Below are 25,502 nucleotides of genomic sequence, written 5' to 3'. Positions count from 1 at the left end.
TCCTGGGTTGCACGCGGGCCTCCTTCCGCTTCGGAAAGAGGCCGCGTCACAACGCTCGGGGGCGATGCCTTTAGACGGTCATCGGGTTGGGTTTGGACGGGTCGAGGTTGTACTTCTTGATCGCCTCGGCGACGACCTTGCGCTCGATCGTGCCTTCGTCGGCCAGCGCGTTCAGCGCAGCCAGCGTCACCCAATAGCGGTCGACTTCGAAGAAGTGGCGCAGCGCCTCGCGCGTGTCCGAGCGGCCGTAGCCGTCGGTGCCGAGCACCACGAACTTCTGCGGCACGAACGCGCGGATCTGATCGGTCAGCGCACGGATGTAGTCCGTCGATGCGATCACCGGACCCTTCGCGCCGTCGAGCAGCTTCGTCACGTGCGGCACGCGCTTTTCTTCCGTCGGATGCAGCAGGTTGTAACGCTCGACGGCCTGACCTTCGCGGGCCAGTTCCGTAAAGCTCGGCACGCTCCACAAGTCGGCGGAAACGCCCCAGTCGTTCTTGAGCAGATCGGCGGCGGCGATGACTTCGTTGAAGATCGTGCCCGCGCCCATCAGTTGGACGTGCGCCTTGCCCGCTGCGTCGGCCTTCCTGAACGCGTACATGCCCTTGATGATGTCCGAGGCAACGGCATCGCCTTGCGGGATGGCCGGATGCTCGTAGTTCTCGTTCATCACGGTGATGTAGTAGTACACGTCTTCCTGGTCCGCGACCATGCGGCGCAGGCCGTCCTGCATGATGACCGCGAGTTCGTAGCCGAACGTCGGGTCGTAGCTCACGCAGTTCGGGACGGACGCCGCCCACAGCAGCGAGTGGCCGTCTTCGTGCTGCAGGCCTTCGCCGTTGAGCGTCGTGCGTCCGGCGGTGCCGCCCAGCAGGAAGCCGCGCGAACGCATGTCGCCCGCGGCCCACGCCAAGTCGCCGATGCGCTGGAAGCCGAACATCGAATAGAAAATGTAGAACGGGATCATGATCTCGCCGTGCGTCGAGTACGACGTCGCGGCCGCGATCCAGTCACACATGCCACCCGCTTCGTTGATGCCTTCCTGCAGAATCTGACCGGTCTCCGATTCCTTGTAGAACATCAGCTGGTCGGAGTCTTCCGGAATGTACTTCTGGCCGTCCTGATTCCAGATGCCGATCTGGCGGAAGAGACCTTCCATGCCGAACGTACGCGATTCGTCCGGCACGATCGGCACGATGCGCTTGCCGAGCGCCTTGTCCTTCAGCAGGATGTTCAGGATCCGCACGAACGCCATCGTCGTGGAGATTTCGCGGCCTTCGCCCGTGCCCTTCAGGAGCGGTTCGAACGCGGCGAGCGCCGGCACCGGCAGCGATTCCGCCTTCTCGCGGCGCGACGGCAGATAGCCGCCCAGGTCCATGCGCTTCTGGCGCATGTACTCGAGTTCCTTCGAGCCTTCTTCGAACGTCAGATACGGCACGTCGGCGATCTGCTCGTCGGAGAGCGGCAGACGGAACTGGTCGCGGAATTTCTTCAGCGTGTCGATCGGCAGCTTCTTCTGCTGGTGCGTGATGTTCATCGCCTGACCGTGCTCGCCCATGCCATAGCCCTTGATGGTCTTGGCGAGGATGACGGTCGGCGCGCCCTTCGTCTTGGTCGCGGCGTCGAATGCGGCGTAGATCTTGTGCGGATCGTGGCCGCCGCGATTCAGATTCCAGATGTCGTCATCGGACCAGTCGGCGACGAGTGCCTTCAGTTCCGGCGTGTTGAAGAAGTGCTCGCGCACGAACGCGCCCGACTCCGACTTGTACGTCTGGTATTCGCCGTCGACGACTTCCATCATGCGGCGCATGAGCGCGCCGGTCTTGTCGCGTGCGAAGAGCGCGTCCCAGCGGCTGCCCCAGATGACCTTGATGACGTTCCAGCCCGCGCCGCGGAATTCGCTTTCGAGTTCCTGGATGATCTTGCCGTTGCCGCGCACCGGGCCGTCCAGACGCTGCAGATTGCAGTTGATGACGAACACGAGGTTGTCGAGACGCTCGCGCCCGGCCATGCCGATCGCGCCGAGCGATTCCGGCTCGTCCGTTTCGCCGTCGCCCAAGAACGCCCAGACCTTGCGGCCTTCGGTCTTCGTGATGCCGCGCGCTTCCATGTATTTCATGAAACGCGCCTGATAGATCGCCATGATCGGGCCCAAGCCCATCGAGACGGTCGGGAATTGCCAGAAGTCCGGCATCAGCCACGGATGCGGATACGACGAGATGCCCTCGCCGCCCACTTCCTGACGGAAGTTGTTCAGTTGCTTCTCGGTCAGGCGGCCGAGCAGGAACGCGCGCGAGTAGACGCCCGGCGACGAGTGGCCCTGCACGAACACGAGATCGCCGCCGTGTTCTTTCGACGGTGCGTGCCAGAAGTGGTTGAAGCCGACGTCATACAGCGTCGCCGCCGATGCGAACGATGCGATGTGGCCGCCGACGTTGGTGTCCTTGCCCGCGCGCAGCACCATCGCGATGGCGTTCCAGCGCGTGTACGAGCGAATGCGGTGTTCGATGTCCTGGTCGCCCGGAATCTTCGACTGCGCGGCGACGGGAATGGTATTGATGTACGGCGTGTTCGCCGAGAACGGCAGATGCTCGCCATGCACGCGAGCGAATTCGATTTGTTTCTCGATCAGGTAGTGCGCGCGGTCAGGGCCGACCGCGGAAATCACGCCGTCGAGCGCTTCGAGCCATTCGGCGGTTTCCTGCGGATCGTCGTCTTTTGCGTTGGCGACATATTTGAGAACTTCGTCGGGTACAGCGGACATGCTCGTCTCCTGATGTGAGGAACGCTCCTTAAACCGCCAACACACGCCCGCGCGAAAGCACAAAAGCGGGCACTGGCCGCGTGCCGGCAATTCTAAAGAGGGTCCAGAGCTTGAAGCAAGGAATTTTTCGAATCATGAGAGGCTATCTCATAATGCGGAAAATTGCTGCATTGCACCGTCCGATATAGGTTTTAAGCTCAGATGTTTCTCCTCCTTTTCCTGCAAATCCGTCATTGATAGCGCTTTTTTACGCCAATTAACAATCGGGTGCTGCGTTACAATCGCTTCCATGTTGACCGACCGGCTGATCAAACGCTCGGCGCGCGTCGTAAAGAAACCTACCGACTCGTCGCCCTCCCGCTGGCACCACGGACCGTGGTGGTCGAATTCCTATTTACTCACGCCGCTCATTTCGATCCTCGTTTTTCTGGTCGTGATGAGTCTGATTCTCTGGAGTCTGAACCGGCGCGAGCAGCAGCAGCAGGAAGACACGCTGTATCGCAACGTCGCGTGGGCACAGCAGCAGATTCGTCTTTCGATGACCGCTGCGCAAGAACAAATCCAGGCCTTGTCGCGCGACATCACGGGCGGCCACGGCGACCCGCAGAATTTCCAGACCGCATCGACCGACATCATGCAGGGGCATCCCGAGATCCTCTACATGAACTGGTATACGAGCGAGCACAAGCCGCGCTGGCCCAACACGCCGCTGCCCGTGCTCGGATCGCGCCTCGCCAAGCCGAACGACACGCAGATGGACGAAGCCGTCCAGGCCGCGTTCGACGAAGCCCGCAGCACGCGCCGCCAGGTCTATTCCCCGCTTCTCTACGACGACCTCGGCAACGGCTACATCACGCTGCAAACGCCGGTTTTCCGCGACCGCGAATTCCTCGGATCCATCGCCGCCGTCTTCTCGATCGAAGGCATTCTCAAGCATGACATTCCGGGCGAACTGTCGGCGAAGTACAAGATCTCGATCACCGATCTGAACAACCGCGAGCTCGCCACCACGTCGAGCCGCCCGCGCCTGCCGCGCGACATGTTCTACGACCTGCCGCTCGATCCGCCGGGGCAAGGGCTGTCGGTGCGCGTGTACTCGTATCCGCAACTCACGAACTTCACGAATAACACATTGGTGTGGCTCGTCGCGGGATTGTCGTGCTTCGTGCTGTGGAGTCTCTGGAGCCTGTGGAAGCACACGCGCCAGCGCTTCGAGGCGCAGCAGGCGCTTTATGCCGAAGCGTTTTTCCGTCGCGCGATGGAAAACTCCGTGCTGATCGGCATGCGCGTGCTCGACATGCACGGGCGCATCACGCACGTGAACCCGGCGTTCTGCCGCATGACGGGCTGGGACGAAAGCGATCTCGTCGGCAAGAACGCGCCGTTCCCGTACTGGCCGCGCGATGCGTATCCCGAAATGCAGCGCCAGCTCGACATGACCTTGCGCGGGAAGGCGCCCTCGTCCGGCTTCGAACTGCGCGTGCGCCGCAAGGACGGCTCGTTCTTCCACGCGCGGCTCTACGTTTCGCCGCTGATCGACAGTTCCGGGCGTCAGACGGGCTGGATGTCGTCGATGACGGACATCACCGAGCCCAAGCGCGCGCGCGAAGAACTCGCCGCCGCGCACGAGCGCTTCACCACCGTGCTCGAAAGCCTCGACGCGGCCGTGTCCGTGCTCGCCGCCGACGAAGCCGAGCTGCTCTTCGCCAACCGTTATTACCGGCATCTGTTCGGCATTCGTCCGGACGGCCATCTGCAACTGGCGGGCGCGGCGTTCGACGGCAGCAGCCACAGTTCGTCCGACACCATCGACATGATCGACACCTACGCGGGCCTGCCCGCCGCCGCGCTCACCGAAAGCTCGGCGGACGCGCAGGAGGTCTATGTCGAAGGCATCCAGAAGTGGTTCGAAGTGCGCCGCCAGTACATTCAGTGGGTGGACGGCCATCTCGCGCAGATGCAGATCGCGACCGACATCACGCAGCGCAAGCAGGCGCAGGAGCTTGCGCATCAGCAGGAAGAGAAGCTCCAGTTCACGAGCCGCCTGATGACGATGGGCGAAATGGCGTCGTCGCTCGCGCACGAGCTGAATCAGCCGCTCGCCGCGATCAACAACTACTGCTCGGGCTGCGTCGCGCTCGTGAAGTCCGGCCGCATGACGCAGGAAACGCTCTTGCCGGTGCTCGAAAAGACCGCGCAGCAGGCGGTGCGCGCGGGGATGATCATCAAGCGCATCCGCGAGTTCGTGAAGCGCTCGGAGCCGAAGCGCCAGGCCACGCGCGTGGCCGATATCGTCGCGGATGCGGTCGGTCTCGCGGAGATCGAGGCGCGCAAACGCAAGATTCGCATCGTCACCGAGATCCGCTCGCGCATGCCGGTGATCTACGTCGATCCCGTTTTGATCGAACAAGTGTTGGTCAACCTGTTGAAAAACGCGGCAGAAGCGATGCATGATGCAAAACCGAACGCCGTCGATCCGGTCATCCGCGTGGTCGTGCTGCGCACGGACGGCGGTTCGGTGTGCATCAGCGTCGTCGATCAGGGTCCGGGCGTGGACGAAGCCACCGCCGAGCGCCTGTTCGAGCCGTTCTACAGCACGAAGTCGGACGGCATGGGCATGGGCCTGAACATCTGCCGCTCGATCATCGAATCGCATCGGGGCCGCCTGTGGGTGGTCAACAATGTCGATCCGGACGGCCACGTGACGGGTGCGACGTTCCATTGCAGCCTGCCGATCGGCGAGGTGGACGGCTCGCGCGGATCGGGTTCCGGCGACGATGCAGATGAAGACCACACCAATACGAGACAACAAACAGTTACGGGAGAACTATGAGCAGTCCAGTCACCACTCAGGAAACCGTCTTTGTCGTCGACGATGACGAGGCCGTGCGTGATTCTTTGCGCTGGCTGCTCGAGGCGAACGGCTATCGCGTGCAATGCTTTTCCAGCGCGGAATCGTTCCTCGATGTCTACCTGCCGATCGCTCATTCCGGCGCCATCGCCTGCCTGATCCTCGATGTGCGCATGGCCGGCATGACCGGCCTCGAACTGCAGGAGAAGCTCATCGCCGAGAATTCGCTGTTGCCGATCATCTTCGTGACCGGCCACGGCGATGTCCCGATGGCCGTCTCCACGATGAAGAAAGGCGCGATGGACTTCATCGAGAAGCCGTTCGACGAAGCCGAACTGCGCAAGCTCGTCGAGCGCATGCTGGAAAAGGCACGCAGCGAAAGCACCAGCGTGCAGCAGCAGCGCGCGGCCGCCGAGCGGCTCGGCAAGCTGACGGCACGCGAGCATCAGGTGCTCGAGCGGATCATCGCCGGGCGGCTGAACAAGCAGATCGCCGACGACCTCGGCATCAGCATCAAGACGGTGGAAGCGCATCGCGCGAACATCATGGAGAAGCTGTCGGTGAATACCGTCGCCGATCTTCTGCGCCTCGCGCTGTCGAACAAGCCCCAGCAGTAACGCTTTCTGCGCTGTCCCCCGACGTGGCGGGTTGATGCAACCGGCCACGTTCGTCTTTGCCCCGTTTTCTTCCCCGCCCTCCGATACCACGCAAGTGCGAAACGTGACATTTCGTCTTTCGCGTTGACACCTTCCAAGTACGCCCCGTAAGTTGATCGTGCCCCAACAACGGAGCCGGTCGCGCGCAAACGTTTCACCAGCAAAGCGCCGCTGCCGGCCTCGCGAGCGTCGGCCATGCGTTTCTGCTTCGTTGCCGCGCCTCGCGTCTCCATGGCTCATCTGTTGGCGCTGCGCGGGCTCGTCTTGACCGGCGGCCCGTGTTCCGTTATCGCTTTCGCGCGTCAGGCATCACGTAAAGGAGACTCTGCCTTGAACAACACATCCACCCTCCCGCTTGCGAAGCGCCTGCGCGCGGCGCGCGTGCTTGCGATAGCCGCGACGCTCGCCGCCGCGCCGCTCGCGATGCTTCACGCGCCCACCGCCGCCGCCCAGACGCCGAACAACGCCGCGACCGGCCAGCGCCTGACGAACCAGCAGATCGATGCGCTCGTCGCGCCCATCGCGCTCTATCCGGACGCGCTGCTCGCGCAAGTGCTGATGGCTGCGACTTATCCGCAGGACATCGAAGCCGCCGCGCAATGGTCGAAGGCGAATGCCAACGTCAAGGGCGACGACGCCGTGAAAGCCGTGCAGTCCGAGCCGTGGGACCCGAGCGTGCAATCGCTCGTTGCGTTCCCGCAGGCCTTGGCGACGATGGCCTCCAAGCTCGACTGGACGACGCAGCTCGGCAACGCGTTCATCGCGCAATCGGGCGACGTGATGGATTCCGTGCAACGCCTGCGCCGCGCGGCCCAGACGGCGGGCAATCTCAAGACGACCGAGCAGCAGAAGGTCGTCGTCGAGCAGAGCACGATTCAGATCGTGCCGGCCAATCCGCAAGTCGTGTACGTGCCGACATATAACCCGACCGTCGTGTACGGCGCGTGGCCTTATCCGGCGTATCCGCCGGTCTACGTGCCGCCGCCGCCCGGCTATGCGATCGCGACCGGCTTCGCCACCGGCCTCGCGTTCGGCGCGGGCATCGCCGTCGCCAACTCGCTGTGGGGCGGCTGTGACTGGAATCATCGCGACGTCAACGTGAACGTGAATCGCTACAACAACATCAACGTCAATAACCGCATCACGACGAACAACAACAACGTGCGCTGGAACCGCAACGATCCGCAGTTCAACCGGAACACCGTGAACCGGCAGAACCGCGTGAACAACCAGAATCTCGGCGGGGTGAATCGCGATCAGTTCCGCGGGCGCGATCAGGGGCGCGCGCAGGCCGCGCAGACTCTGCAGCAGCGCACGGGGCAGAACATGAATCAATCGGCGAACCAGCGCGTGCAGAACATGCGCCAGGGCGGCGCCGACCGCGTGGGCGGCAACAACGACCTGCATCAGCGCGCGCAGAACGTCAATCGCGACAACGCGCTGCGCGGCGCGGGCGACGGCAATGTCGCGCGGCAGGACATGCAGCGTGGACAGGCGAGCCGGCAGTCGCTCGCAAGCGCGCATCCGAACGCGGGCGGCGGCCTGGGCGCCGGAGGCGGCGGCGTGCAGCACGGCGGCGGAGGCTTCCAGGGCGGCGGTGCGGGAGGCGGCTTTCATGGCGGTGGCGGTGGCGGCGGATTTCGTCGCCGCTGATCCCTTCACCTCTTTCCCAGAACACGCCCGACTCAGGAGCACGAGATGAATCAAAACAGAACGCTCGCCTCATCCAGGAAGCCTTTGCTGCGCGCGGTGCTCGCCGCTGCAGCGCTTTCCCTGACTGCCTCGCTCACGCCGGCGCAGGCCCTTTATCCGACGCCCGAAGCCGCCGCGCAGGCGTTGACCGACGCCATCGCATCCAACGACGAAACCGCGCTCTCCACAGTGCTCGGCAAGGACCACGCGCGTTACGTGCCGACCGGCAACATCGGCGAGGACGACATTTACCAGTACCTCGGCTCGTGGGCCAAGGGACATCGCATCGTCGAGGATGCGAAGCCGATCGACGGGCGTAAAAGCGCGCGCATCGAAACCGGCGACAGCGGCTGGACGCTGCCGATTCCGCTCGTCGATACCGGAAAGGGCTGGCGCTTCGACATGCCCGCCGCGCGCGACGAATTGCTGACGCGTCGAATCGGCCGCAACGAGCGATCGGTGATGCACGTCGCGCTCGCCTACGTCGATGCGCAGAACGACTATCGCAAGCTGATGAACCGCTACGCCGAACACTTCGTGAGTACGCCCGGCAAGCGCGACGGCCTCTACTGGGACACCGCGCAGGGCGAACCGGAAAGTCCGCTCGGTCCGCTCGCAGCGACGATGCGAAACAAAACGCATCCGGGCGACGCCTACTACGGCTATCACTACCGCATCCTCACCGCGCAGGGCCCGAAGGCGAAGGGCGGCGCGAAGAACTATGTGGAAGGCGGCGCGCTCACGCAGGGCTTCGGCATGATCGCGTGGCCGGCGAAGGTGGGCGAAACCGGCGTGATGAGCTTCATCGTCAATCAGGACGGTCAGGTCTACGAGAAAAACCTCGGCGCGGCGACGTCGCGGATCGCGGCATCGATCAAATCGTTCGATCCGGACGCCTCCTGGCAGCCCGTTTCGCCCTGAAGCAGGCCACTTCCCGACCGCCGGACACTGGAAAGCGCCCGGCGGTATAATCTCGCCCTTCCCCAAGGGCGCAACCGTGCGCCCACGATGACCGCCCGCAGCCCCCTGCGCCCGCGGCCTCGCCAATTCACGCCACCCGGCCATCCTCACTGATTCGCCATGACTGCCCAACTCATCGACGGCAACGCCCTTTCCAAGACTCTGCGCACCGATGTCGCCGCGCGCGCCGCCGCCCTCGCCGCTCGCGGACACAAGCCGGGCCTCGCGGTCGTGCTCGTCGGCGACAATCCGGCGAGCGAAGTCTATGTGCGCAACAAGGTGAAGGCGTGTCAGGACAACGGCCTGCACTCGGTGATGGACCGCTTTCCCGCGTCGCTGTCCGAAGGCGAACTGCTCGCGCACATCGACAAGCTCAACGCCGATCCCGCGATCCACGGCATTCTCGTGCAACTGCCGCTGCCGGCGCATATCGACAGCCACAAGGTCATCGAAGCGATCGCGCCGGAGAAGGACGTCGACGGCTTTCACGTCGCCAACGCGGGCGCGCTGATGACCGGCAAGCCGCTCTTTCGGCCGTGCACGCCGTATGGCGTGATGAAAATGTTCGAGGCGCACAAGATCGATCTAGTTGGCGCGAACGCGGTGGTCATTGGCCGCTCGAATATCGTCGGTAAGCCGATGGCGCTCCTGCTGCTCGAAGCCGGCGCGACCGTCACCATCTGTCACAGCAAGACGCGCGATCTCGCGAAGCACACGCGCGACGCGGATGTCGTCGTGGCTGCGGTCGGCCGCCGCGACATCCTGACCGCCGACATGGTGAAGCCGGGCGCGACGGTCATCGACGTCGGCATGAATCGCGACGACGCGGGCAAGCTGTGCGGCGACGTGGATTTCGCGGGCGTGAAGGAAGTGGCCGGCTATATCACGCCGGTGCCGGGCGGCGTCGGCCCGATGACCATCACGATGCTGCTCGTCAACACGATCGAAGCCGCCGAGCGCGCCGCATCGGCCTTAAGCGCGACCGCTTAATCATCTCCTTAAAAACAATCGATTGGATTTTGGCCCCGCCGCCCCAATAATGTCCTGACAGGCACTGGGACACGAAGCGGCGCGGGCCTCGGCATTGCTGGCCCGTCCCGCGCTTCACTGAACACGAAACTGGGAGAGCCATGAGCGATACCACCGCAGCCACGCCGACCGCAGCATCCAATCCGCTGCTCGATTTTTCCGACTTGCCGCGCTTCGGCGACATCAAGCCCGAGCATGTCACCCCGGCGCTCGACGTGCTGCTCGCCGCGGCCAAGGACGCCGTCGATCGCGCGAGCGCGCCCGCGACGCCCGCCACATGGACGGATGTCGTCGAGACGGTCGAGCGCGAATCGGAAAAGCTCTCGCGTGCATGGGGCGTCATCGGACATCTGAACGCGGTTGCCGATACGCCCGAACTGCGCGCCGCCCACGCCGAAAACCTGCCGCGCGTCACCGAATTCTCCGCGAGCGTCGGCCAGAATCTGGCGCTTTACGAGAAGTACAAAGCCATCGCCGCGAGCGACGAGTTCGCCGGTCTCTCGCCGGAACGCAAGAAGATTCTCGAGAACTCGCTGCGCGATTTCCGTCTGTCGGGCGCGGAGTTGCCTGAAGACCGCAAGCCGCGTTTCGCGCAATTGCAGGAAGAACAAGCCGCGTTGTCGAAGGCGTTTTCGGACCACGTGCTGGATTCGACCAATGCGTATGCGTACATCGTCACGCAGCAAAGCGACCTCGCCGGCCTGCCCGACGACGTGATCGAAGCGGCGCGCGAAGCCGCTCAACGTGACGGCAAGGAAGGCTGGAAGTTCACGCTGCACTTTCCGTCGTATTTTCCGGTGCTCCAATACGCGGAGCATCGGCCGATGCGCGAGGCGATGTATCGCGCGTACGTCACGCGTGCGTCGGAACTCGGCGAAACGTACGGTCACGGCAAGGCCGAGTGGGACAACACGGAGAACATCGTCGAGCATCTGAAGCTGCGTCTCGAAGAAGCGCGCACGCTCGGCCATCAGAACTTCGCGGAAGTGTCGCTCGCGCCGAAGATGGCGGAGTCGCCGGCGCAGGTCATCGCGTTCCTGGAAGACCTCGCCGTGCGCGCGCGTCCTTACGCCGAAAACGACTGGATGGAACTGCGCGCGTTCGCCGCCACTGAACTCGGCATGCCCGAACTTCAGCCGTGGGATGTCGCGTTCGCGGCCGAACGTCTGCGTCAGAAGCGCTATTCGTTCTCCGAGAACGAAGTGAAGCAGTACTTCCCGCAGGAGGCCGTGCTGAAGGGCTTGTTCAAGGTCACCGAAACGCTTTTCAACGTGTCGATCCGTCGCGATGAAGCCGCCGTGTGGAATCCCGATGTGCGCTTCTTCCGCGTCGAGAACAAGGACGGCTCGCTCGTCGCGCAGTTCTATCTGGACCTGTACGCGCGCGAAGGCAAGCGCGGCGGCGCATGGATGGACGACGCCCGCGCGCGCCACAAGCGCAGCGAAGGCGGCGTGCAGACGCCGGTCGCGTATCTCACGTGCAATTTTTCCGCGCCCGTCGGCGGCAAGCCCGCATGCTTCACGCACGACGAAGTCATCACGCTGTTCCACGAGTTCGGGCACGGGCTGCATCACATGCTGACACGCGTCGACGAGCTGGGCGTGTCGGGCATCAACGGCGTCGAGTGGGATGCGGTCGAATTGCCGTCGCAGTTCATGGAGAACTTCTGCTGGGAGTGGGACGTGCTGACCGACATGTCCGCGCACGTCGATACCGGCGCGCCGCTGCCGCGCGAACTCTTTGACAAGATGCTCGCCGCGAAGAACTTCCAGAGCGGTCTCGGCACGCTGCGCCAGATCGTCTTTTCGATGTTCGACATGGTGCTGCACACGTCCTACGATCCGGCGGACGCCACGCAGAACGTGAACGACCTCGCGCGCGCGATCAACGAGAAGTTCCACGTCATTCCGCAGACGCCGTTCTCGCGCTGGCCGAACACGTTCAGCCATATCTTCGCGGGCGGCTATGCGGCGGGTTATTACAGCTACAAGTGGGCCGAAGTGTTGTCCGCCGATGCCTACGCCGCGTTCGAAGAAGCCGCGAAGGCCGCGAGCGGCTCGGTGCTGAATGCCGAAACGGGCACGCGTTATCGCCGGGAAATTCTCGAAGTCGGCGGCAGCCGTCCCGCGATGGATTCGTTCAAGGCGTTCCGCGGACGCGAGCCGAACATCGACGCGCTCTTGCGTCATAACGGCATGGCCGGGCAGACGCTGCACTGACCTTCGATGTTTCGACCCCGGCCACGCGCCGGGGTTTTTCGTTCAGCGTTTGATTCTGAAGTCCACGTCCGAAGGCCGGCCTTCGAGCGCGAGCGTCGCGCGCACGGCCGGACTTCGGCTCACCACCTTCCCTCTTCGAATCACGGCCGTGCGCGCCGCGCGCAGGCGGATTGCTTCGATCGGATCGCGTGCGTCGAGCATCACGCAATCAGCATTGCATCCCACTTCGATGCCATAGCCTTCCAGACCGAGGATCTTCGCGGGATTGATCGTCACCGCGTCGAAACAGGCGCGCATGGCGTCGACGCCGGTCATCTGCGCGACGTGCAGCCCCATGTGCGCGACTTCGAGCATGTCGCCGGAGCCTAAGCTGTACCACGGGTCCATCGCGCAGTCGTGGCCGAACGCGACGTCGATGCCCGCCGCCATCAGTTCCGGCACGCGCGTCATGCCGCGCCGCTTCGGGTACGTGTCCGAACGCCCTTGCAGCGTGATGTTGATGAGCGGATTCGCGATCGCCGCGACGCCCGCTTCGCGCATCAGCGGGATCAGCTTGCTGACGTAGTAGTTGTCCATCGAATGCATGGACGTGAGATGCGAGCCGGTCACGCGTCCATGCAGCCCGAGCCGATGCGTCTCGGCCGCGAGTGTTTCGATGTGACGCGACATCGGATCGTCCGATTCGTCGCAGTGCATGTCCACGCGCAAGCCCTTTTCCGCCGCGAATTCGCACAGCAGCTTCACCGATGCCGCGCCGTCGGCCATCGTGCGTTCGAAGTGCGGAATGCCGCCGACGACATCGACGCCCAGTTCGATCGCCCGCTTCAGGTTGTCGAACGCGCCGGCGCTGCGCAGCACGCCGTCCTGCGGGAACGCGACCAGTTGCAGATCGAGATACGGCTTCACGCGCCGCTTCACTTCGACGAGCGCTTCGACCGCGAGCAGACGCGGATCGCAGACATCGACGTGAGAGCGGATCGCGAGCAGACCGCGCGCGACGGCCCAGTCGCAATATTGCAGCGCGCGCTCGACGATGGCTTCCTGCGTCAACTCCGGTTTCAGTTCGCCCCACAGCGCGATGCCTTCCAGCAGCGTCCCCGATGCGTTCACGCGCGGCAAGCCGTACGAGAGCGTGGCGTCCATGTGGAAATGCGCGTCGACGAAGGGCGCGGTGACGAGCGAGCCGCCGGCATCGATTTCCTCGCGTGCGGTCGCGTTCAGATGCGGCTCGATTGCGGCGATGCGCCCCGCCTCCATGCCGATATCGACGAGTGCGCCCGAACGGACGAGCGCCGCGCGGCGAATGATGAGATCCATCTGCGAAACCCTCCGACGGTGGCTGTTCGGTGATTGTAGCGAGACAGAAAAGCCGCGAGGTCTTTCGCGCGCTAGAAGCAGCAGACGTGAGAGTTCGAGAAGGCGATGAGCACCACGAGGATGAGCGGCGAGCCAAGGAGCAACAACGCTCCATCGGCCGCTACCGTGACCGGCGTCAGCAAGTACAGCACCTTTCTTCCGTTCAACGGATTCGGTTCGTTGATCTCGACCGCATATGTCTTGCGCAGCAGCTTTCTGTCGACCTTCGACGCATCGAAGCCTTTCGCGCTGTATCGCGTTCCGGTCAGGTAGATCGACCTATACGCAGACGATCGACCGTCTGACCTGAAACCGAGTTGCGCTGCCAGCGCCATCTCGTCGGCGGTCGCGTCGTTCAGTTCCATTTCGATGGTCCCGCTTACACTGCCGTGCTCATCGGCATTGAATCGTCTGATGTCCACCTTCACCTTCGCATCCAGCGGTGAATCGAGCAATTCAGCGAAGTGGGCAGGCGCATCGAAAATGTAGTGATACTTTGCGCCGAGGAACACGAGCTTCGCGCCGTCTGCCGAGATCAGCACGCTGTCGATGGATTCCGTGTAAGTCCGGTAATCGCCTTCGCGAATTTCATCGCGCAAGGATTCGGTTATGCAGCCCGACAGGAGTAAAGGCGCCGCCGCTGCGGCCAGAAGGAAGTTTCTTCTTTTCATCGATATTCTAGTGATGGTAGGGGACGGCGCTAAGCATTGCTCCATACGGATTGTTGGCATTGGCCGCGACAAAACGCTTGCAGTCCATCCACTGAACGCCCGCGCCGCCAAGCTGCGCTTGCAGCCACGGCACCGCCACTTGCGCCTTCGGGTGAATGTCATGGAAAAGGATGATTCCGTGCCGCCAAAGCAGCATCAGCGTCATCACGCGCTGTTTGACTTCATCGGCGCTGACCTTCTCGTTCCAGTCTTGCGAATCGATGTTCCAGAGCGCGACGTACAAGCCCTGCGATGCGAAGAAGTCACCGCTGTCGGCCTTGCGCTGTCCATACGGCGGACGGAAAAGCGGCACGAAGCTGTCCGGCAGATTCGCGCGCACGAGCCCGATGCTGCGCGCAACCGACTCCTGCCATGCAGGCCACGCGCTATGCGAGCGATGTTCCCATCCGTGCGAGCCCACGCACATCCCGCGATAAGCATCCTTCGTCGCCGGTGCGCCCGACTGCTGCAAGCGCGCCTGCAATTGCGTGCCGAGCGTGAAGAACACGCCATTCAAACGCGATGCACGCAGCGTTTGCGACAGCTTGTCGGTGGAACCGTCGCGAGCGGAAGGACCATCGTCGAACGTGAGAAGGAACGTGCGATCGGGCAAGCGGCTGCCGTCGATTTCGCGCGAAGAGTAGGTGTCGATCTCGCTGCTGATACGAGGAAAGAGCGCCGCCAATCGCAGCAATTCGTTCACGTACGTCGCATGAAACGTGGAGGCCTGCGAGAACCACGCTTGATAGGCGCTGTTTGCCGGTGTGCCGAATGAGCGCGCCGCGCGCACGAAATCCGCCTGATTGCGCACCGTCTCGCAAAACGCCGCACCATTGCCGCAATGCGCCGATGCCGCCACGTAGTTCGTCGTCAGTCGCTGCCAATACCGCGCGCGAATGCGATCCACCGACGCGTGATCGAACGACTTCACCTTCAGACGCGCCTGCAATTGGCTGTCGCTGAGGCGTTCGGTGTCCGCGAGCGCCTTGCCGAACGCGAGCAATTCGGCGCGTGAGGCAAGATCGAAGTCATCGGCGGAAGCTAACGGCGTGGGCCACGTCGCACGGTCGCCAATTGCGACGGCGGACGGCCCCGCCGCATGCGAACAGGCTGCGCCCGCGGCGAGTAGCGTCGTGATGAGGGCTTTCTTGAACATGGCAAATGACGGTTCCCGGCGCGCGGCCGGGAACCGAGGCTGCGAATGGTTAATGACGAGCGCTGACACGCGCAATGGCGGCATCGTATGCGGCGTTGGCTTTGGCGGCTTTGGCCGCGCGGTATTGGATCAGCGCATCGCCGAACTGGCCTGCGTCCTCATACAAGCGCCCGAAGCACGAACGGTTTGATCATGGGACGAAACATTGTTGTTAAACCTCGTTATTGCTTTGATTAACCGCTCGACCCGCTCCAGATACCATTAGGATTCCGATGTATCACAGCCGGGATCGATACCGAAAAACCACTCCACGCTGGACGAGCAAGGCCGCCGTAGAACGCCGCGAGACTTTACACCGCCCCTACTGCGCCCACTCTGCCCAAGCCAAAATTTTTCATATCGACCGATACAGCAAGCCCGAACGCCTCATGGCGTTATCATTCGTGCTTCGCGCGAAGTCACGCATTCACGAACCACGCACCCGCCGTCCAATGAAAATCGCAACTTGGAACGTCAATTCCCTCAAGGTCCGTCTTCAGCATGTCATCGACTGGCTGCAGGTTTCGCAAGTCGATGTCCTCTGTCTTCAGGAACTGAAGCTGCCCGACGAGAAATTCCCGCGCGCCGAACTCGAAGCGGCCGGCTACAAGAGCTGGTTCGCGGGACAGAAGACGTATAACGGCGTCGGCATTCTGGTGCGCGACGGCATCGACGTGCACGATGCCACCGTCGTGCGCAATATCCCCGGCTTCGAAGATTTGCAGCAGCGCGTGATCGCCGCGACGGTGAACGACGTGCGCATCGTGTCCGCCTACTTCCCGAACGGGCAGGCGCCCGGCAGCGAGAAGTTCGCCTACAAGATGCGCTGGCTGGATGCGCTGCGCGAATGGCTGCGCGAAGAAATGAGGCAGTACCCGAAGCTCGCCCTGCTCGGCGACTACAACATCGCGCCCGACGACCGCGACGTGCACGATCCCAAGGCATGGGAAGGCCAGAATCTCGTGTCGCCCGAAGAACGCGCGCATTTTCTGCAACTCGTCGGGCTCGGCCTGACCGATGCCTTCCGCAAGTTCGAGCAGCCCGAGAAGCTCTTCACGTGGTGGGATTACCGGATGATGGCGTTCCGGCGCAACGCGGGGCTGCGCATCGATCACATCCTGCTGTCGGCGGATCTGGCCGAACTGTGCGCGTCATGCGAAGTCGACAAAGTGCCGCGCAAATGGGACCAGCCGTCCGACCACGCGCCGGTGATCGCGGACATCGGCTGCTGATCCCATTCAGGTTCACGCGTCGAGATGCAATTCCTGAATCTTGCGCGTGATCGTATTGCGGCCGATTCCCAGCCGCTCCGCCGCCTCGACCTTGCGCCCGCGCGTGAAGTCGAGCGCCTCGCGAATCACCGCCGCTTCGAAGCGGCGCGCGAGTTCATCCATGACATCGGCGGAATTCTCGCGCAACAGGCGCGCGACTTCCGTGCGCAGTCCGCTTTCCCACACGCTCACCGGCACGCCCGCGGGCGCGGCTACCGTCGGCGTCGCGCCGGACGTCGATGACCCGTTGACCGCGACGGCGCCATCGGTCGATACCGCGATCGCCTCCGGCGCATGCTCCTGACGCGCCGTCAGATCCGGCGGCAAGTCCTTCTGCTCGATCACCTGCGCGGGCGCCATCACCGTCAGCCAGTTGCAGAGATTCTCAAGCTGCCGCACGTTGCCGGGAAACGGCAGTGACGCGAGATACGCGAGCGCATCGTCCGATACGCGCTTCGGCTCGACGCCCAGATCGCGCGCGCTCTTTTGCAGGAAATGACGCGTGAGCAGCGGAATGTCTTCGCTTCGCTCGCGCAGCGCGGGCAGACGCAGGCGAATCACGTTCAGGCGGTGATACAAGTCCTCGCGAAACAATCCCTGTCTCACGCGCGATTCGAGATTCTGATGCGTTGCCGCGATCACGCGCACGTTCGCGCGCAGCGGATTGTGCCCGCCCACGCGATAAAACTGCCCGTCCGACAGCACGCGCAACAGCCGCGTTTGCAGATCGAACGGCATGTCGCCGATTTCATCGAGAAAGAGCGTGCCGTTCTCCGCCTGCTCGAAGCGGCCCTGACGCATCGCCTGCGCGCCCGTGAACGCGCCGCGCTCGTGGCCGAACAGTTCGGACTCCAGCAGATCCTTCGGAATCGCCGCCGTGTTCAGCGCGATGAACGGTCCGTTCGCGCGTGGGCTATGTCGGTGCAACGCGCGCGCGACAAGCTCCTTTCCGGTGCCTGATTCGCCCGTGATGAGCACGGTCGCCGCCGAATGCGACAGACGGCCGATCGCGCGAAACATGTCCTGCATCGCGGGCGCTTGCCCGAGCATCTCGGGCGTCTCGGTGACGCGCTCGTCATAAGCGGCTTCGCCGCGCATGCTTTCGTCGACGGCGCGGCGGATCAGCTCGACCGCCTTGTCCACGTCGAACGGCTTGGCGAGATATTCGAACGCGCCGCCCTGAAACGCGGCGACGGCGCTATCGAGATCGGAGAACGCCGTCATGATGATGACCGGCAGCCCCGGCAACCGGTCGCGCACGGTTTGCAGCAGTTCGAGCCCCGAGCCGCCCGGCATGCGGATATCGGAGACGAGCACTTGCGGGCTGTCGGTTTCGAGCGCGGCGAGCGCGTCGCGGACGCCGGAGAAACTGCGCGTCGTGAAGTTCTCTCGTGCGAGGGCTTTTTCCAGCACCCAGCGGATGGATTGGTCGTCGTCTACTATCCAGATCGGCTTCATATCGTTCGGCGAGAAGTCTTCGTGTGGTTCGGTGTGTGCCCGTCGGAACGGTCAGGCTTCTGGTTGCGCGGCGGCGGTGAGCGGTCGATGGTCCTTGTCGGTCGGTATCGGTCGATGTCGGCGAGTGCCCTCAGTTCCCGAAGGGCAACAGAATGGTGAACTCGGTACAGCCCGGCCTGCTTTCCACTTCGATCAGCCCGTCGTGCTGCTGCACGAACGATTGCGTGAGCGTGAGACCGAGACCGCTGCCGTCTTCGCGCCCGGACACGAGCGGAAAGAAGATGCGGTCACGAATCTCGCTGGGAATGCCGGGACCGTTGTCGGTGATATGCAAGTCCAATGCCAGTTTGTGCAACCGCTTGCCGATGGTCACCTTGCGCGCGATGCGCGTGCGCAGTTCGATCTTCGCGTCGCCTTGCGAGATGCGCTCCTTGAGCGCTTCCGCCGCATTGCGCACGATGTTGAGTACCGCCTGGATCAACTGTTCCTTGTCGCCGCGCAGGTCGGGCACGCTGACGTCGTAATCGCGCTCGATCGTGAGGCCGCGCGGAAACTCCGCGAGAATCACGGCGCGCACGCGTTCGCAGACTTCGTGGATGTTCACGTCGCCGACGATATGCGGATGCCGGTGCGGCTCCAGCAGCCTGTCGACGAGCGTCTGCAACCGGTCGGACTCCTTGATGATGACCTGCGTGTATTCGCGCAGCTCGTCGCGTTCGAGCGCGCCGAGTTCGAATTCGAGCAGTTGCGCCGCCCCGCGAATGCCGCCGAGCGGATTCTTGATCTCGTGCGCGAGGTTGCGGATCAGTTGCTTGTTGACCGCCGTGAGATCGTGGATGCGCTCTTCGCGGTCGGTGCGCAGATGCCGCTCGTTCTCGAAGAGTTCGAGCAGCACGTAATCGGTCGCGGCTTCGAGATAGGCGACGATCGCGTGAACATGAACCGATTCGCGTCCGGCGCGATCGAGCACGGCGTCGAGCCGCGTCGCGTTGAAGCGGTTCTCCGCGATCGACGCGATGGTCGTCGCGAGTTCGTCGGCGTTGGCGAAGAGATCGGGCCAGTGCGTCTGCGTCAATTGCTTGCGCGACATCTCGAGCATCGATTCCGCCGACGGGTTCGCATACGCGATCCTGAGCGTGCGCTTGTCGAGCACGAGCACGACGGTCGGCAGCGCTTCGAGCCCGGGCAGGAGACCGGTCGCGGCGAGCTGGGCGTCGTCGGAGAGCGCATCGGCGTGACCCTTGCGGGCCTTGATCAGATTCTTTAGCACCATCGAACAGGAAAAGGGTTGGCCAGCGAGGTCGCTTCTTGAAACTCGATCTTGTTCTACTTACGTGACGCAAATGAGTGCCGCAGATGAGTGACGCAAATCAGCGAAACACGTCAGTCAAGCGACGCCGATTAAAAAAGGGACGGCGCGCCGTCCCTTTTCGTTGTCGCATCACATCGCGGCGCGCGCTTCATCGAACAGCCATGAATGAAGCGCTGCCGTCATGCTTTACAGCGAGTAGTACATCTCGAACTCGATCGGATGCACCGCCTGACGATAACGCTGCAGCTCGTTCGTCTTCAGTTCGATGTAAGCGTCGAGCATCGAATCCGTGAACACGCCGCCGCGCGTCAGGAACTCGCGATCCGCGTCGAGTGCGTCCAGCGCCTGGTCGAGGCCGGCACACACGGTCGGGATCTTCTTGTCTTCTTCCGGCGGCAGGTCGTACAGATTCTTGTCCGCGGCTTCGCCCGGATGAATCTTGTTCTGCACGCCGTCGAGACCCGCCATCATCAGCGCGGAGAAGCAAAGGTACGGGTTCGCCAGCGGATCCGGGAAGCGCGTTTCGATACGGCGGCCCTTCGGATTGGAGACGTGCGGAATACGGATCGATGCCGAACGGTTGCGAGCCGAGTAAGCCAGTTTCACGGGCGCTTCGAAGTGCGGCACGAGACGCTTGTACGAATTCGTACCCGGGTTCGTGATCGCGTTCAGCGCGCGAGCATGCTTGATGATCCCGCCGATGTAGAACAGCGCGAATTCCGACAGGCCGGCGTAGCCGTTGCCCGCGAACAGGTTCTGACCGTCCTTCCAGATCGACTGGTGAACGTGCATGCCCGAGCCGTTATCGCCGACGATCGGCTTCGGCATGAACGTCGCCGTCTTGCCGTACGTGTGCGCAACGTTGTGGATGATGTACTTCATCTGCTGCAGCCAGTCCGCGCGCTGAACGAGCGTCGAGAACTTGGTGCCGATTTCGTTCTGGCCCTGGCCCGCCACTTCGTGGTGGTGCACTTCGACCGGAATGCCGATCTGTTCGAGCAGCAGGCACATTTCCGAGCGGATGTCCTGGAACGTGTCGACCGGCGCGACCGGAAAATAGCCGCCCTTCGTGCCCGGACGGTGACCCGTGTTGCCGCCTTCGAATTCCTTCGCCGACGACCACGGCGCTTCTTCCGAGCCGATCTTCACGAACGTGCCCGACTGGTCCGTGTTCCACTGCACCGAGTCGAAAATGAAGAATTCGGGTTCCGGACCGAAGAACGCGGTGTCGCCGAGGCCCGAACTCTTGAGATAGGCTTCCGCGCGCTTCGCGAGCGAACGCGGATCGCGCTCGTAGCCCTTGCCGTCGGCCGGCTCGACCACGTCGCAGGTCAGCACGAGGGTCGATTCTTCGTAGAACGGGTCGATGAAGGCGGTGTCCGCGTCCGGGACGAGCAGCATGTCCGACGCTTCGATGCCCTTCCAGCCGGCGATGGACGAGCCGTCGAAAGCGTGGCCGCTTTCAAATTTGTCATCGTCGAATGCCGATACCGGCACGGAAACGTGTTGTTCTTTGCCGCGCGTGTCGGTGAAGCGGAAATCGACAAACTTGACGTCCTCGTCCTTGACGAGTTGCATGACGTCGGCCACGGATTTACTCATTACCTATCTCCTGATTAACAAAAGTCGGCGAATCGCTCCGCCGCCTCGACCAATTCTGCACTTCCGTTTCAATCGAGGATGAAAAAGCAGCTTCCGTGCCAAGCGCACCAACTTTGCGCTAAGCGCTTGAAGCAGCGTGCGTTTTTCTGCTGCATCCTGCGCGGTTCGAACTGCGTGCGTGACATACTGCTCGCGTCGCTCGCACCGGTATAGTGCGTCTCCGCCATGTCGCTCCTTTGGACGCGCCATTTTAGTGCGCTCGACACACCTAGCACCAACTTGGTGCCTCCACGTTAGCCATTCGGCATAGGTTTGCGCCGTCTTCCGCCAAGCTAGAATGAATTATTTCTGCCTCGCGGAGACATCGACCATGAGCACGCTCGAACAACTGTACGACAAGGCAAGCCGCCGGGCCGCCGAAAACAGCCTCTCTTACGCTGGCGCGCTGCTGCCCGCCGAAGCCTTCGAACTGCTGCAACTCGAACCGAACGCGCGCCTCGTGGACGTCCGCACGCGCGCCGAACTCGACTGGGTCGGCCGCCCGGCCATCAACGGCGAACAATACGCGCACGTCGAATGGATCCGCTACCCCGGCTCCGTGCCGAATGCTGAGTTTATCGAACAATTACGACAAATCGCCACCCCGGATACGCCCATTCTCTTCCTGTGCCGAAGCGCCGCACGGTCCAAGCTCGCGGCTGTCGCGGCACAGAAGGAAGGTTTCAAGAACGCCTACGATCTGCTGGAAGGTTTCGAAGGCGACAAGGATGGACAAGGCCACCGAAAGACCGTTTCGGGATGGTGCTTCCGGGGCTTGCCGTGGATGGGCGCGTGAGTCCGCGCTAACGCCTCAGCCGGCCTCGTTCAGAAGGCGGCGCACGCGGCGAACGCGCTCTTCATCGACCGGTGCGAGCGACTTGCCATCCACGCGCACGCCCGATCCGAAGTGCACTGCGCGCACGCCTGTCGAAGCGACGAACGGCGCGACGGCATCGACCGTGAAGCCCGCGCCTGCGAGCACGGTGCAACGCGTGTCCGCCGAGCGTGCGACGAGCGTTCGAATCGTATCCGCCGCTTCGAGCACCGAGGGTTTGCCGCCCGACGTCAACACGTTCGTCACGGCGTCGAACTTGAGCAGCGTGTCGAACGCGGCGTGGAGGTCGCGCGCCTCGTCGAATGCGCGGTGAAACGTGACCTGCAAGCCATCGGCGGCTTCGATGACGCGCGACAGCCCGTCGGTATCGATGTCGCCGTTCGGCGTCAGCATGCCCACGACGATCGCGTTCGCGCCCGTCCTGGCGATCGCGCGGACGTCGGGCAGCATGACCGCATAGTCGTCGGCGTCGTAGACGAACGAGCGGCTGTGAGGCCGCACGATCACGTTTACCGGAATCCGCACCGCTTGCGCGACGGATTCGATCAGCCCGATGCTCGGCGTCAGCCCGCCCTCGCCCATCGCCGTGACGAGTTCGATGCGGTTCGCCCCGCCGCGCTCGGCGGCGCGCGCGTCGGCCGCCGTCAATGCGATGACTTCCAGCAGGATCACTGCGCGTCCTCCGCCGGCACTTCGACGACTTCGCCGCCCAGCGCGATCACGCCATCGCGCAGAACGTCGAACGCGGCGTTCGCGTGCACCGGATCGCCCTTCACGCCGAGGTCGATATGCGCGCGGGCATAGAGCGCGCCGCGAGCCGCATCGCCGACGCTCGGCAGGCTGAACGCGCGCACGCCTTCGAAATCGCGCTCGATCGCGACCATCAGCGGCGTGATGCGCGATTCCGGCAGCCCAAACACCAGCAGCGAGCGTTCGACATACGGCGTCGCGTGATGCAGATGCGCGTATTTCGTGTCGAGCACCCATTCGATCATCGGCCACGCCATCACCGGAAAGCCCGGCACGAAGTGATGATCGCCGACGGAAAAGCCCGGAATCTTGTTGTAGCTGTTCGGAATGATCTCGGCGCCCTTCGGGAACGTGCCCATGTTCAGCCGATGCAGATTCTCGGGCGAATCCAGCTCAACGGGCTTGCCGGCCTGCTCGGCCGTGTCGCGGATGCGCGCGCGGATCAGTTCCGCCGCCTCCGGATGCAGTTCGAGCGGCACGCCGAGCGCTTTCGCCGCGCACTGGCGCGTGTGGTCGTCGGGCGTCGCGCCGATGCCGCCGGTCGAGAACACGATGTCGCCCGATGCGAACGTGCGCGCGAGCGTCGCGGTGATGCGCGCGGGATCGTCGCCGACGTATTCCGCCCAGTCGAGCGACAAGCCGCGCGCGCCCAGCAGTTCGATGATTTTCGGCAGATGCTTGTCCATGCGCCGCCCGGACAGGATTTCGTCGCCGATGATGATGACGCCAATGCCCATGAATGCCCCTTTATTGCTTCAGTGTTACGTCGCGGGTCTCGACCGTGATCGCGTCATAACGCGCCTCGTTCGCGCGCAGCCGTTCGAGCGCGTGCAGGCAGTAATGCGCGAACCACAGCGCGGAAAAGACCAGGATGAACGCGTACGCCCAGATCGTCACGGCGGCGACGACGGGAAATAGCGGCAACAGCCAGACCGACCACGCCCAGAGCATCGTCGGAACGGAACTGAGCAGGCCGCTCACGATGCCGATGGCGAGCAGCGGCCACCGCAAATTCCGCACGATCGCGCGCCGTTCGTCCGCGCTCGCGTGCAGCGCAAGCGCGTCGTAAGTCATCACGCGATATGTGAGCCAGCCCCACAAAAGCGGCGGAATCAGCGCGAAAAACGGCGGAATGAGCCAAAGCGGCAGCGTCACGACGAGCGCGACGAGGCAGACGATCGTCGTCACCACCGAATGCCCGAGGCTGCCGTACCAGGAGCCGCCGTGCCGCGCTTCGAGCGTGGCGTAATGGCCCTTCGGACGGCGCGTGAGCAGCTTGATGACGCCGGGCATGGAGAGCGTGGCGATCAGCAGCAGCACGGTCACGACGATCAGCGGAATCGTCACGATGACGACGAGAAACGGCGCAATGACCGCGTGCAGCGACGAGAACCCGACGGCATCGAACAGGCGATACATCGCGGATGTAAGCGCCCAGCCGTCGAGCAGGCCGTTGGCCGTGCCGGTGAGCGTCTGCCAGAAATACCAGAGGATGGCGCCCCACACGAGGGTGGCGACGCCGAACGGCATCAGCGTGAGCCAGAGCATGCGCGGATGAAACACGTTCGCAAGCGCGCGCACGAACGAACGCAGCAAATCATTCATGCGTGATTCGTCGAGAAAAGAGGAAACGACAGGATAAACCAGCGCGCGGGATGCGCGCTGGCGAGTGCGGAAGTGCGGAAGATGCGGACGTCAGAGCGCGGCGGAACGCTTGCCGGAAGCGGCAGCGCGACGCGCCGCGAGCCGCGCGCCGATGCGCTTGAACGCCAGCCAGTGTTGCTCGACGAAACCGTCGCCGTAGTGGACCGGCGCGACGCCCGGTGCGCCGATTTGGTCGCGAATGCCGGTCGGCTCGACAGTGCGGTCGAACGACGCCGAGCGAAACAGGATGTCCCAGAACGAAAACAGCACGCCGAAGTTGCAGCCGTACGCGGTGCCTTCGTGGCCGTAGCCGATGGCGTGATGCCGGCGATGAAACGCAGGACTCACGATCAGCCGGTCGCCGAGCCATCCGAAGTGCAGGCGAATGTTCGCGTGCTGCACGCTTTGCATGAGATTGGTGATCGCCACGAGCACGACGAACTGCGACGGCTCCACGCCGATCACGAGCGCGACCGTCGCGAAAAAGCCCGCTTGCAGAATGTCGTCGAGCAGATGGTTGCGGTCGTCGGACCAGAGCGACATCTTCTGCTGGCTGTGATGCACCGCGTGCAGTTCCCACCAGATGCCGAAGCGATGCTCCAGCCGGTGATACCAGTATCCCGCCAGATCCAGCAGCACGAGGTAGATGATGAACGTGACGAGCGGCTGCGTGGTGACGCCGGGCCAGAGATTATCGATTTCCAGCGTCGGCACGTTGTGAATGCGCAGCCAGCTTTGCAGCGAATCGAAAAGCGGCTGGAACGTGAAGAAGAAAAACAGGTTCAGGATGCCGAGCTTGACGATCCACGTGTACAGCACGTCCACGCGCACGCCCTTGCGATCCGTCCACGTTTCGGCGGGCCGCAGCGCTTCGAGCGGACGCAGGACGGCGTACATCGCCATTACTTCCAGCACGCCGACGATCACCCAGTACAGCGCGTCGTAGGTGTCCTCGTCGTAGTCCATCATGCCGAGCTTGAACAGCAGCGGCTGCACCACATCCACGTAAAGCGTGGTCTGCAGCGCGGAGACGAAACTGTCGAGAGACGAAAGAATGAACTGAAACATGGTGCTCCGTGGAACAGAAACGGGGCCGGGTGAAACGTCGAAACTGCGGCCCTTGGCTCAATCGTAGTACAGGGCGCCCGCGAGCGCCCTG

The 25,502-nt window shown here is 63.3% G+C and carries 20 protein-coding genes; 8 read left to right on the top strand and 12 right to left on the bottom strand.

Annotated features, from left to right (window positions below):
• Positions 1-70: 70 nt before the first annotated feature.
• A complete protein-coding gene (gene aceE, locus NCR39_RS04805; RefSeq protein ID WP_250451018.1) occupies positions 71-2,764 on the bottom strand; it encodes a pyruvate dehydrogenase (acetyl-transferring), homodimeric type in 2,694 nt (897 codons plus the stop codon).
• Between the two features lie 147 nt (positions 2,765-2,911).
• Positions 2,912-3,055, bottom strand: a complete 144-nt coding sequence (locus NCR39_RS04800; RefSeq protein ID WP_250451017.1) for a hypothetical protein — start codon at positions 3,053-3,055, stop codon at positions 2,912-2,914.
• On the opposite strand from NCR39_RS04800, the gene fixL reads away from it, so the two are divergent.
• From fixL to NCR39_RS04770, 6 genes are all read left to right on the top strand, one after another.
• Positions 3,054-5,597 (top strand): oxygen sensor histidine kinase FixL, encoded by a 2,544-nt coding sequence (gene fixL, locus NCR39_RS04795; RefSeq protein ID WP_250451016.1) that lies wholly within the window; start codon positions 3,054-3,056, stop codon positions 5,595-5,597. The genes NCR39_RS04800 and fixL overlap by 2 nt on opposite strands.
• Positions 5,594-6,232: an oxygen response regulator transcription factor FixJ gene (fixJ, locus tag NCR39_RS04790; RefSeq protein WP_035961041.1), complete on the top strand. Its 639-nt coding sequence runs from the start codon at positions 5,594-5,596 to the stop codon at positions 6,230-6,232. Before fixL ends, fixJ begins: the two co-directional genes overlap by 4 nt.
• Before the next feature lie 462 nt (positions 6,233-6,694).
• Positions 6,695-7,924, top strand: coding sequence for a DUF3300 domain-containing protein (locus NCR39_RS04785; protein ID WP_250451467.1), 1,230 nt, complete (start codon positions 6,695-6,697; stop codon positions 7,922-7,924).
• 45 nt (positions 7,925-7,969) lie between these two features.
• Positions 7,970-8,884, top strand: a complete 915-nt coding sequence (locus NCR39_RS04780; protein WP_250451015.1) for a DUF2950 domain-containing protein — start codon at positions 7,970-7,972, stop codon at positions 8,882-8,884.
• A 159-nt stretch (positions 8,885-9,043) separates the two neighbouring features.
• The gene (folD, locus tag NCR39_RS04775) at positions 9,044-9,913 is read left to right on the top strand and encodes a bifunctional methylenetetrahydrofolate dehydrogenase/methenyltetrahydrofolate cyclohydrolase FolD (RefSeq protein ID WP_250451014.1); all 870 of its coding nucleotides are present in this window, start codon (positions 9,044-9,046) and stop codon (positions 9,911-9,913) included.
• Positions 9,914-10,053: 140 nt separating this feature from the next.
• Positions 10,054-12,171: a M3 family metallopeptidase gene (locus NCR39_RS04770; RefSeq protein ID WP_250451013.1), complete on the top strand. Its 2,118-nt coding sequence runs from the start codon at positions 10,054-10,056 to the stop codon at positions 12,169-12,171.
• 42 nt (positions 12,172-12,213) lie between these two features.
• Here NCR39_RS04770 and NCR39_RS04765 read toward each other — a convergent pair whose 3' ends face one another.
• From NCR39_RS04765 to NCR39_RS04755, 3 genes are all read right to left on the bottom strand, one after another.
• Entirely contained in the window at positions 12,214-13,488 is a 1,275-nt protein-coding gene (locus NCR39_RS04765; RefSeq protein WP_250451012.1) for an amidohydrolase family protein, read from the bottom strand.
• Between the two features lie 71 nt (positions 13,489-13,559).
• Positions 13,560-14,258: a YidX family protein gene (locus tag NCR39_RS04760; RefSeq protein ID WP_250451010.1), complete on the bottom strand. Its 699-nt coding sequence runs from the start codon at positions 14,256-14,258 to the stop codon at positions 13,560-13,562.
• On the bottom strand, positions 14,206-15,393 hold the full coding sequence (locus NCR39_RS04755) for a polysaccharide deacetylase family protein (protein WP_250451009.1): 1,188 nt from the start codon (positions 15,391-15,393) through the stop codon (positions 14,206-14,208). Before NCR39_RS04755 ends, NCR39_RS04760 begins: the two co-directional genes overlap by 53 nt.
• Positions 15,394-15,884: 491 nt before the next feature.
• On the opposite strand from NCR39_RS04755, the gene xth reads away from it, so the two are divergent.
• A complete protein-coding gene (gene xth / locus NCR39_RS04750) occupies positions 15,885-16,664 on the top strand; it encodes an exodeoxyribonuclease III (RefSeq protein ID WP_250451007.1) in 780 nt (259 codons plus the stop codon).
• A gap of 12 nt (positions 16,665-16,676) precedes the next feature.
• Here the strand turns inward: xth and ntrC are convergent, their stop codons facing one another.
• From ntrC to glnA, 3 genes are all read right to left on the bottom strand, one after another.
• Complete coding sequence (gene ntrC / locus NCR39_RS04745) at positions 16,677-18,161, bottom strand: nitrogen regulation protein NR(I) (protein WP_250451005.1); 1,485 nt, start codon at positions 18,159-18,161, stop codon at positions 16,677-16,679.
• A gap of 130 nt (positions 18,162-18,291) precedes the next feature.
• The gene (gene glnL / locus NCR39_RS04740) at positions 18,292-19,434 is read right to left on the bottom strand and encodes a nitrogen regulation protein NR(II) (protein WP_250451003.1); all 1,143 of its coding nucleotides are present in this window, start codon (positions 19,432-19,434) and stop codon (positions 18,292-18,294) included.
• A 225-nt stretch (positions 19,435-19,659) separates the two neighbouring features.
• The gene (gene glnA, locus NCR39_RS04735) at positions 19,660-21,075 is read right to left on the bottom strand and encodes a type I glutamate--ammonia ligase (RefSeq protein WP_035961014.1); all 1,416 of its coding nucleotides are present in this window, start codon (positions 21,073-21,075) and stop codon (positions 19,660-19,662) included.
• Positions 21,076-21,445: 370 nt separating this feature from the next.
• Here glnA and NCR39_RS04730 point away from each other — a divergent pair, with 370 nt between their 5' ends.
• Entirely contained in the window at positions 21,446-21,910 is a 465-nt protein-coding gene (locus tag NCR39_RS04730) for a rhodanese-like domain-containing protein (protein ID WP_250451002.1), read from the top strand.
• A gap of 15 nt (positions 21,911-21,925) precedes the next feature.
• On the opposite strand, the gene NCR39_RS04725 is transcribed toward NCR39_RS04730, so the two are convergent.
• The 4 genes from NCR39_RS04725 to NCR39_RS04710 all read right to left on the bottom strand — a co-directional run bounded on the left by NCR39_RS04725 (position 21,926) and on the right by NCR39_RS04710 (position 25,411).
• A complete protein-coding gene (locus tag NCR39_RS04725) occupies positions 21,926-22,621 on the bottom strand; it encodes a copper homeostasis protein CutC (protein WP_250451001.1) in 696 nt (231 codons plus the stop codon).
• Positions 22,618-23,436 (bottom strand): competence/damage-inducible protein A, encoded by an 819-nt coding sequence (locus NCR39_RS04720; protein ID WP_250451000.1) that lies wholly within the window; start codon positions 23,434-23,436, stop codon positions 22,618-22,620. Before NCR39_RS04720 ends, NCR39_RS04725 begins: the two co-directional genes overlap by 4 nt.
• 10 nt (positions 23,437-23,446) lie before the next feature.
• The gene (locus NCR39_RS04715) at positions 23,447-24,304 is read right to left on the bottom strand and encodes an EI24 domain-containing protein (RefSeq protein ID WP_250450999.1); all 858 of its coding nucleotides are present in this window, start codon (positions 24,302-24,304) and stop codon (positions 23,447-23,449) included.
• A 90-nt stretch (positions 24,305-24,394) separates the two neighbouring features.
• A complete protein-coding gene (locus NCR39_RS04710; RefSeq protein ID WP_250450998.1) occupies positions 24,395-25,411 on the bottom strand; it encodes a sterol desaturase family protein in 1,017 nt (338 codons plus the stop codon).
• Positions 25,412-25,502 lie beyond the last annotated feature (91 nt).

It is taken from the genome of Caballeronia sp. ATUFL_M2_KS44, from assembly GCF_023630965.1.
Classification (GTDB): Bacteria; Pseudomonadota; Gammaproteobacteria; order Burkholderiales; family Burkholderiaceae; genus Caballeronia; species Caballeronia concitans.
The sequence above is the reverse complement of the archived record's forward strand: the minus strand, read 5'-3'. Positions and strand labels throughout refer to the sequence as shown.

Coding starts and splice junctions, on each gene's coding strand:
- NCR39_RS04720 (WP_250451000.1), bottom strand. CDS start 23,436: ATGGGCATTGGCGTCATCATCATCGGCGACGAAATCCTGTCCGGGCGG.
- NCR39_RS04770 (WP_250451013.1), top strand. CDS start 10,054: ATGAGCGATACCACCGCAGCCACGCCGACCGCAGCATCCAATCCGCTG.
- NCR39_RS04710 (WP_250450998.1), bottom strand. CDS start 25,411: ATGTTTCAGTTCATTCTTTCGTCTCTCGACAGTTTCGTCTCCGCGCTG.
- NCR39_RS04730 (WP_250451002.1), top strand. CDS start 21,446: ATGAGCACGCTCGAACAACTGTACGACAAGGCAAGCCGCCGGGCCGCC.
- fixJ (WP_035961041.1), top strand. CDS start 5,594: ATGAGCAGTCCAGTCACCACTCAGGAAACCGTCTTTGTCGTCGACGAT.
- NCR39_RS04785 (WP_250451467.1), top strand. CDS start 6,695: ATGCTTCACGCGCCCACCGCCGCCGCCCAGACGCCGAACAACGCCGCG.
- glnA (WP_035961014.1), bottom strand. CDS start 21,075: ATGAGTAAATCCGTGGCCGACGTCATGCAACTCGTCAAGGACGAGGAC.
- NCR39_RS04780 (WP_250451015.1), top strand. CDS start 7,970: ATGAATCAAAACAGAACGCTCGCCTCATCCAGGAAGCCTTTGCTGCGC.
- NCR39_RS04800 (WP_250451017.1), bottom strand. CDS start 3,055: ATGGAAGCGATTGTAACGCAGCACCCGATTGTTAATTGGCGTAAAAAA.
- NCR39_RS04765 (WP_250451012.1), bottom strand. CDS start 13,488: ATGGATCTCATCATTCGCCGCGCGGCGCTCGTCCGTTCGGGCGCACTC.
- NCR39_RS04755 (WP_250451009.1), bottom strand. CDS start 15,393: ATGTTCAAGAAAGCCCTCATCACGACGCTACTCGCCGCGGGCGCAGCC.
- xth (WP_250451007.1), top strand. CDS start 15,885: ATGAAAATCGCAACTTGGAACGTCAATTCCCTCAAGGTCCGTCTTCAG.
- aceE (WP_250451018.1), bottom strand. CDS start 2,764: ATGTCCGCTGTACCCGACGAAGTTCTCAAATATGTCGCCAACGCAAAA.
- NCR39_RS04760 (WP_250451010.1), bottom strand. CDS start 14,258: ATGCCAACAATCCGTATGGAGCAATGCTTAGCGCCGTCCCCTACCATC.
- fixL (WP_250451016.1), top strand. CDS start 3,054: ATGTTGACCGACCGGCTGATCAAACGCTCGGCGCGCGTCGTAAAGAAA.
- folD (WP_250451014.1), top strand. CDS start 9,044: ATGACTGCCCAACTCATCGACGGCAACGCCCTTTCCAAGACTCTGCGC.
- ntrC (WP_250451005.1), bottom strand. CDS start 18,161: ATGAAGCCGATCTGGATAGTAGACGACGACCAATCCATCCGCTGGGTG.
- glnL (WP_250451003.1), bottom strand. CDS start 19,434: ATGGTGCTAAAGAATCTGATCAAGGCCCGCAAGGGTCACGCCGATGCG.
- NCR39_RS04715 (WP_250450999.1), bottom strand. CDS start 24,304: ATGAATGATTTGCTGCGTTCGTTCGTGCGCGCGCTTGCGAACGTGTTT.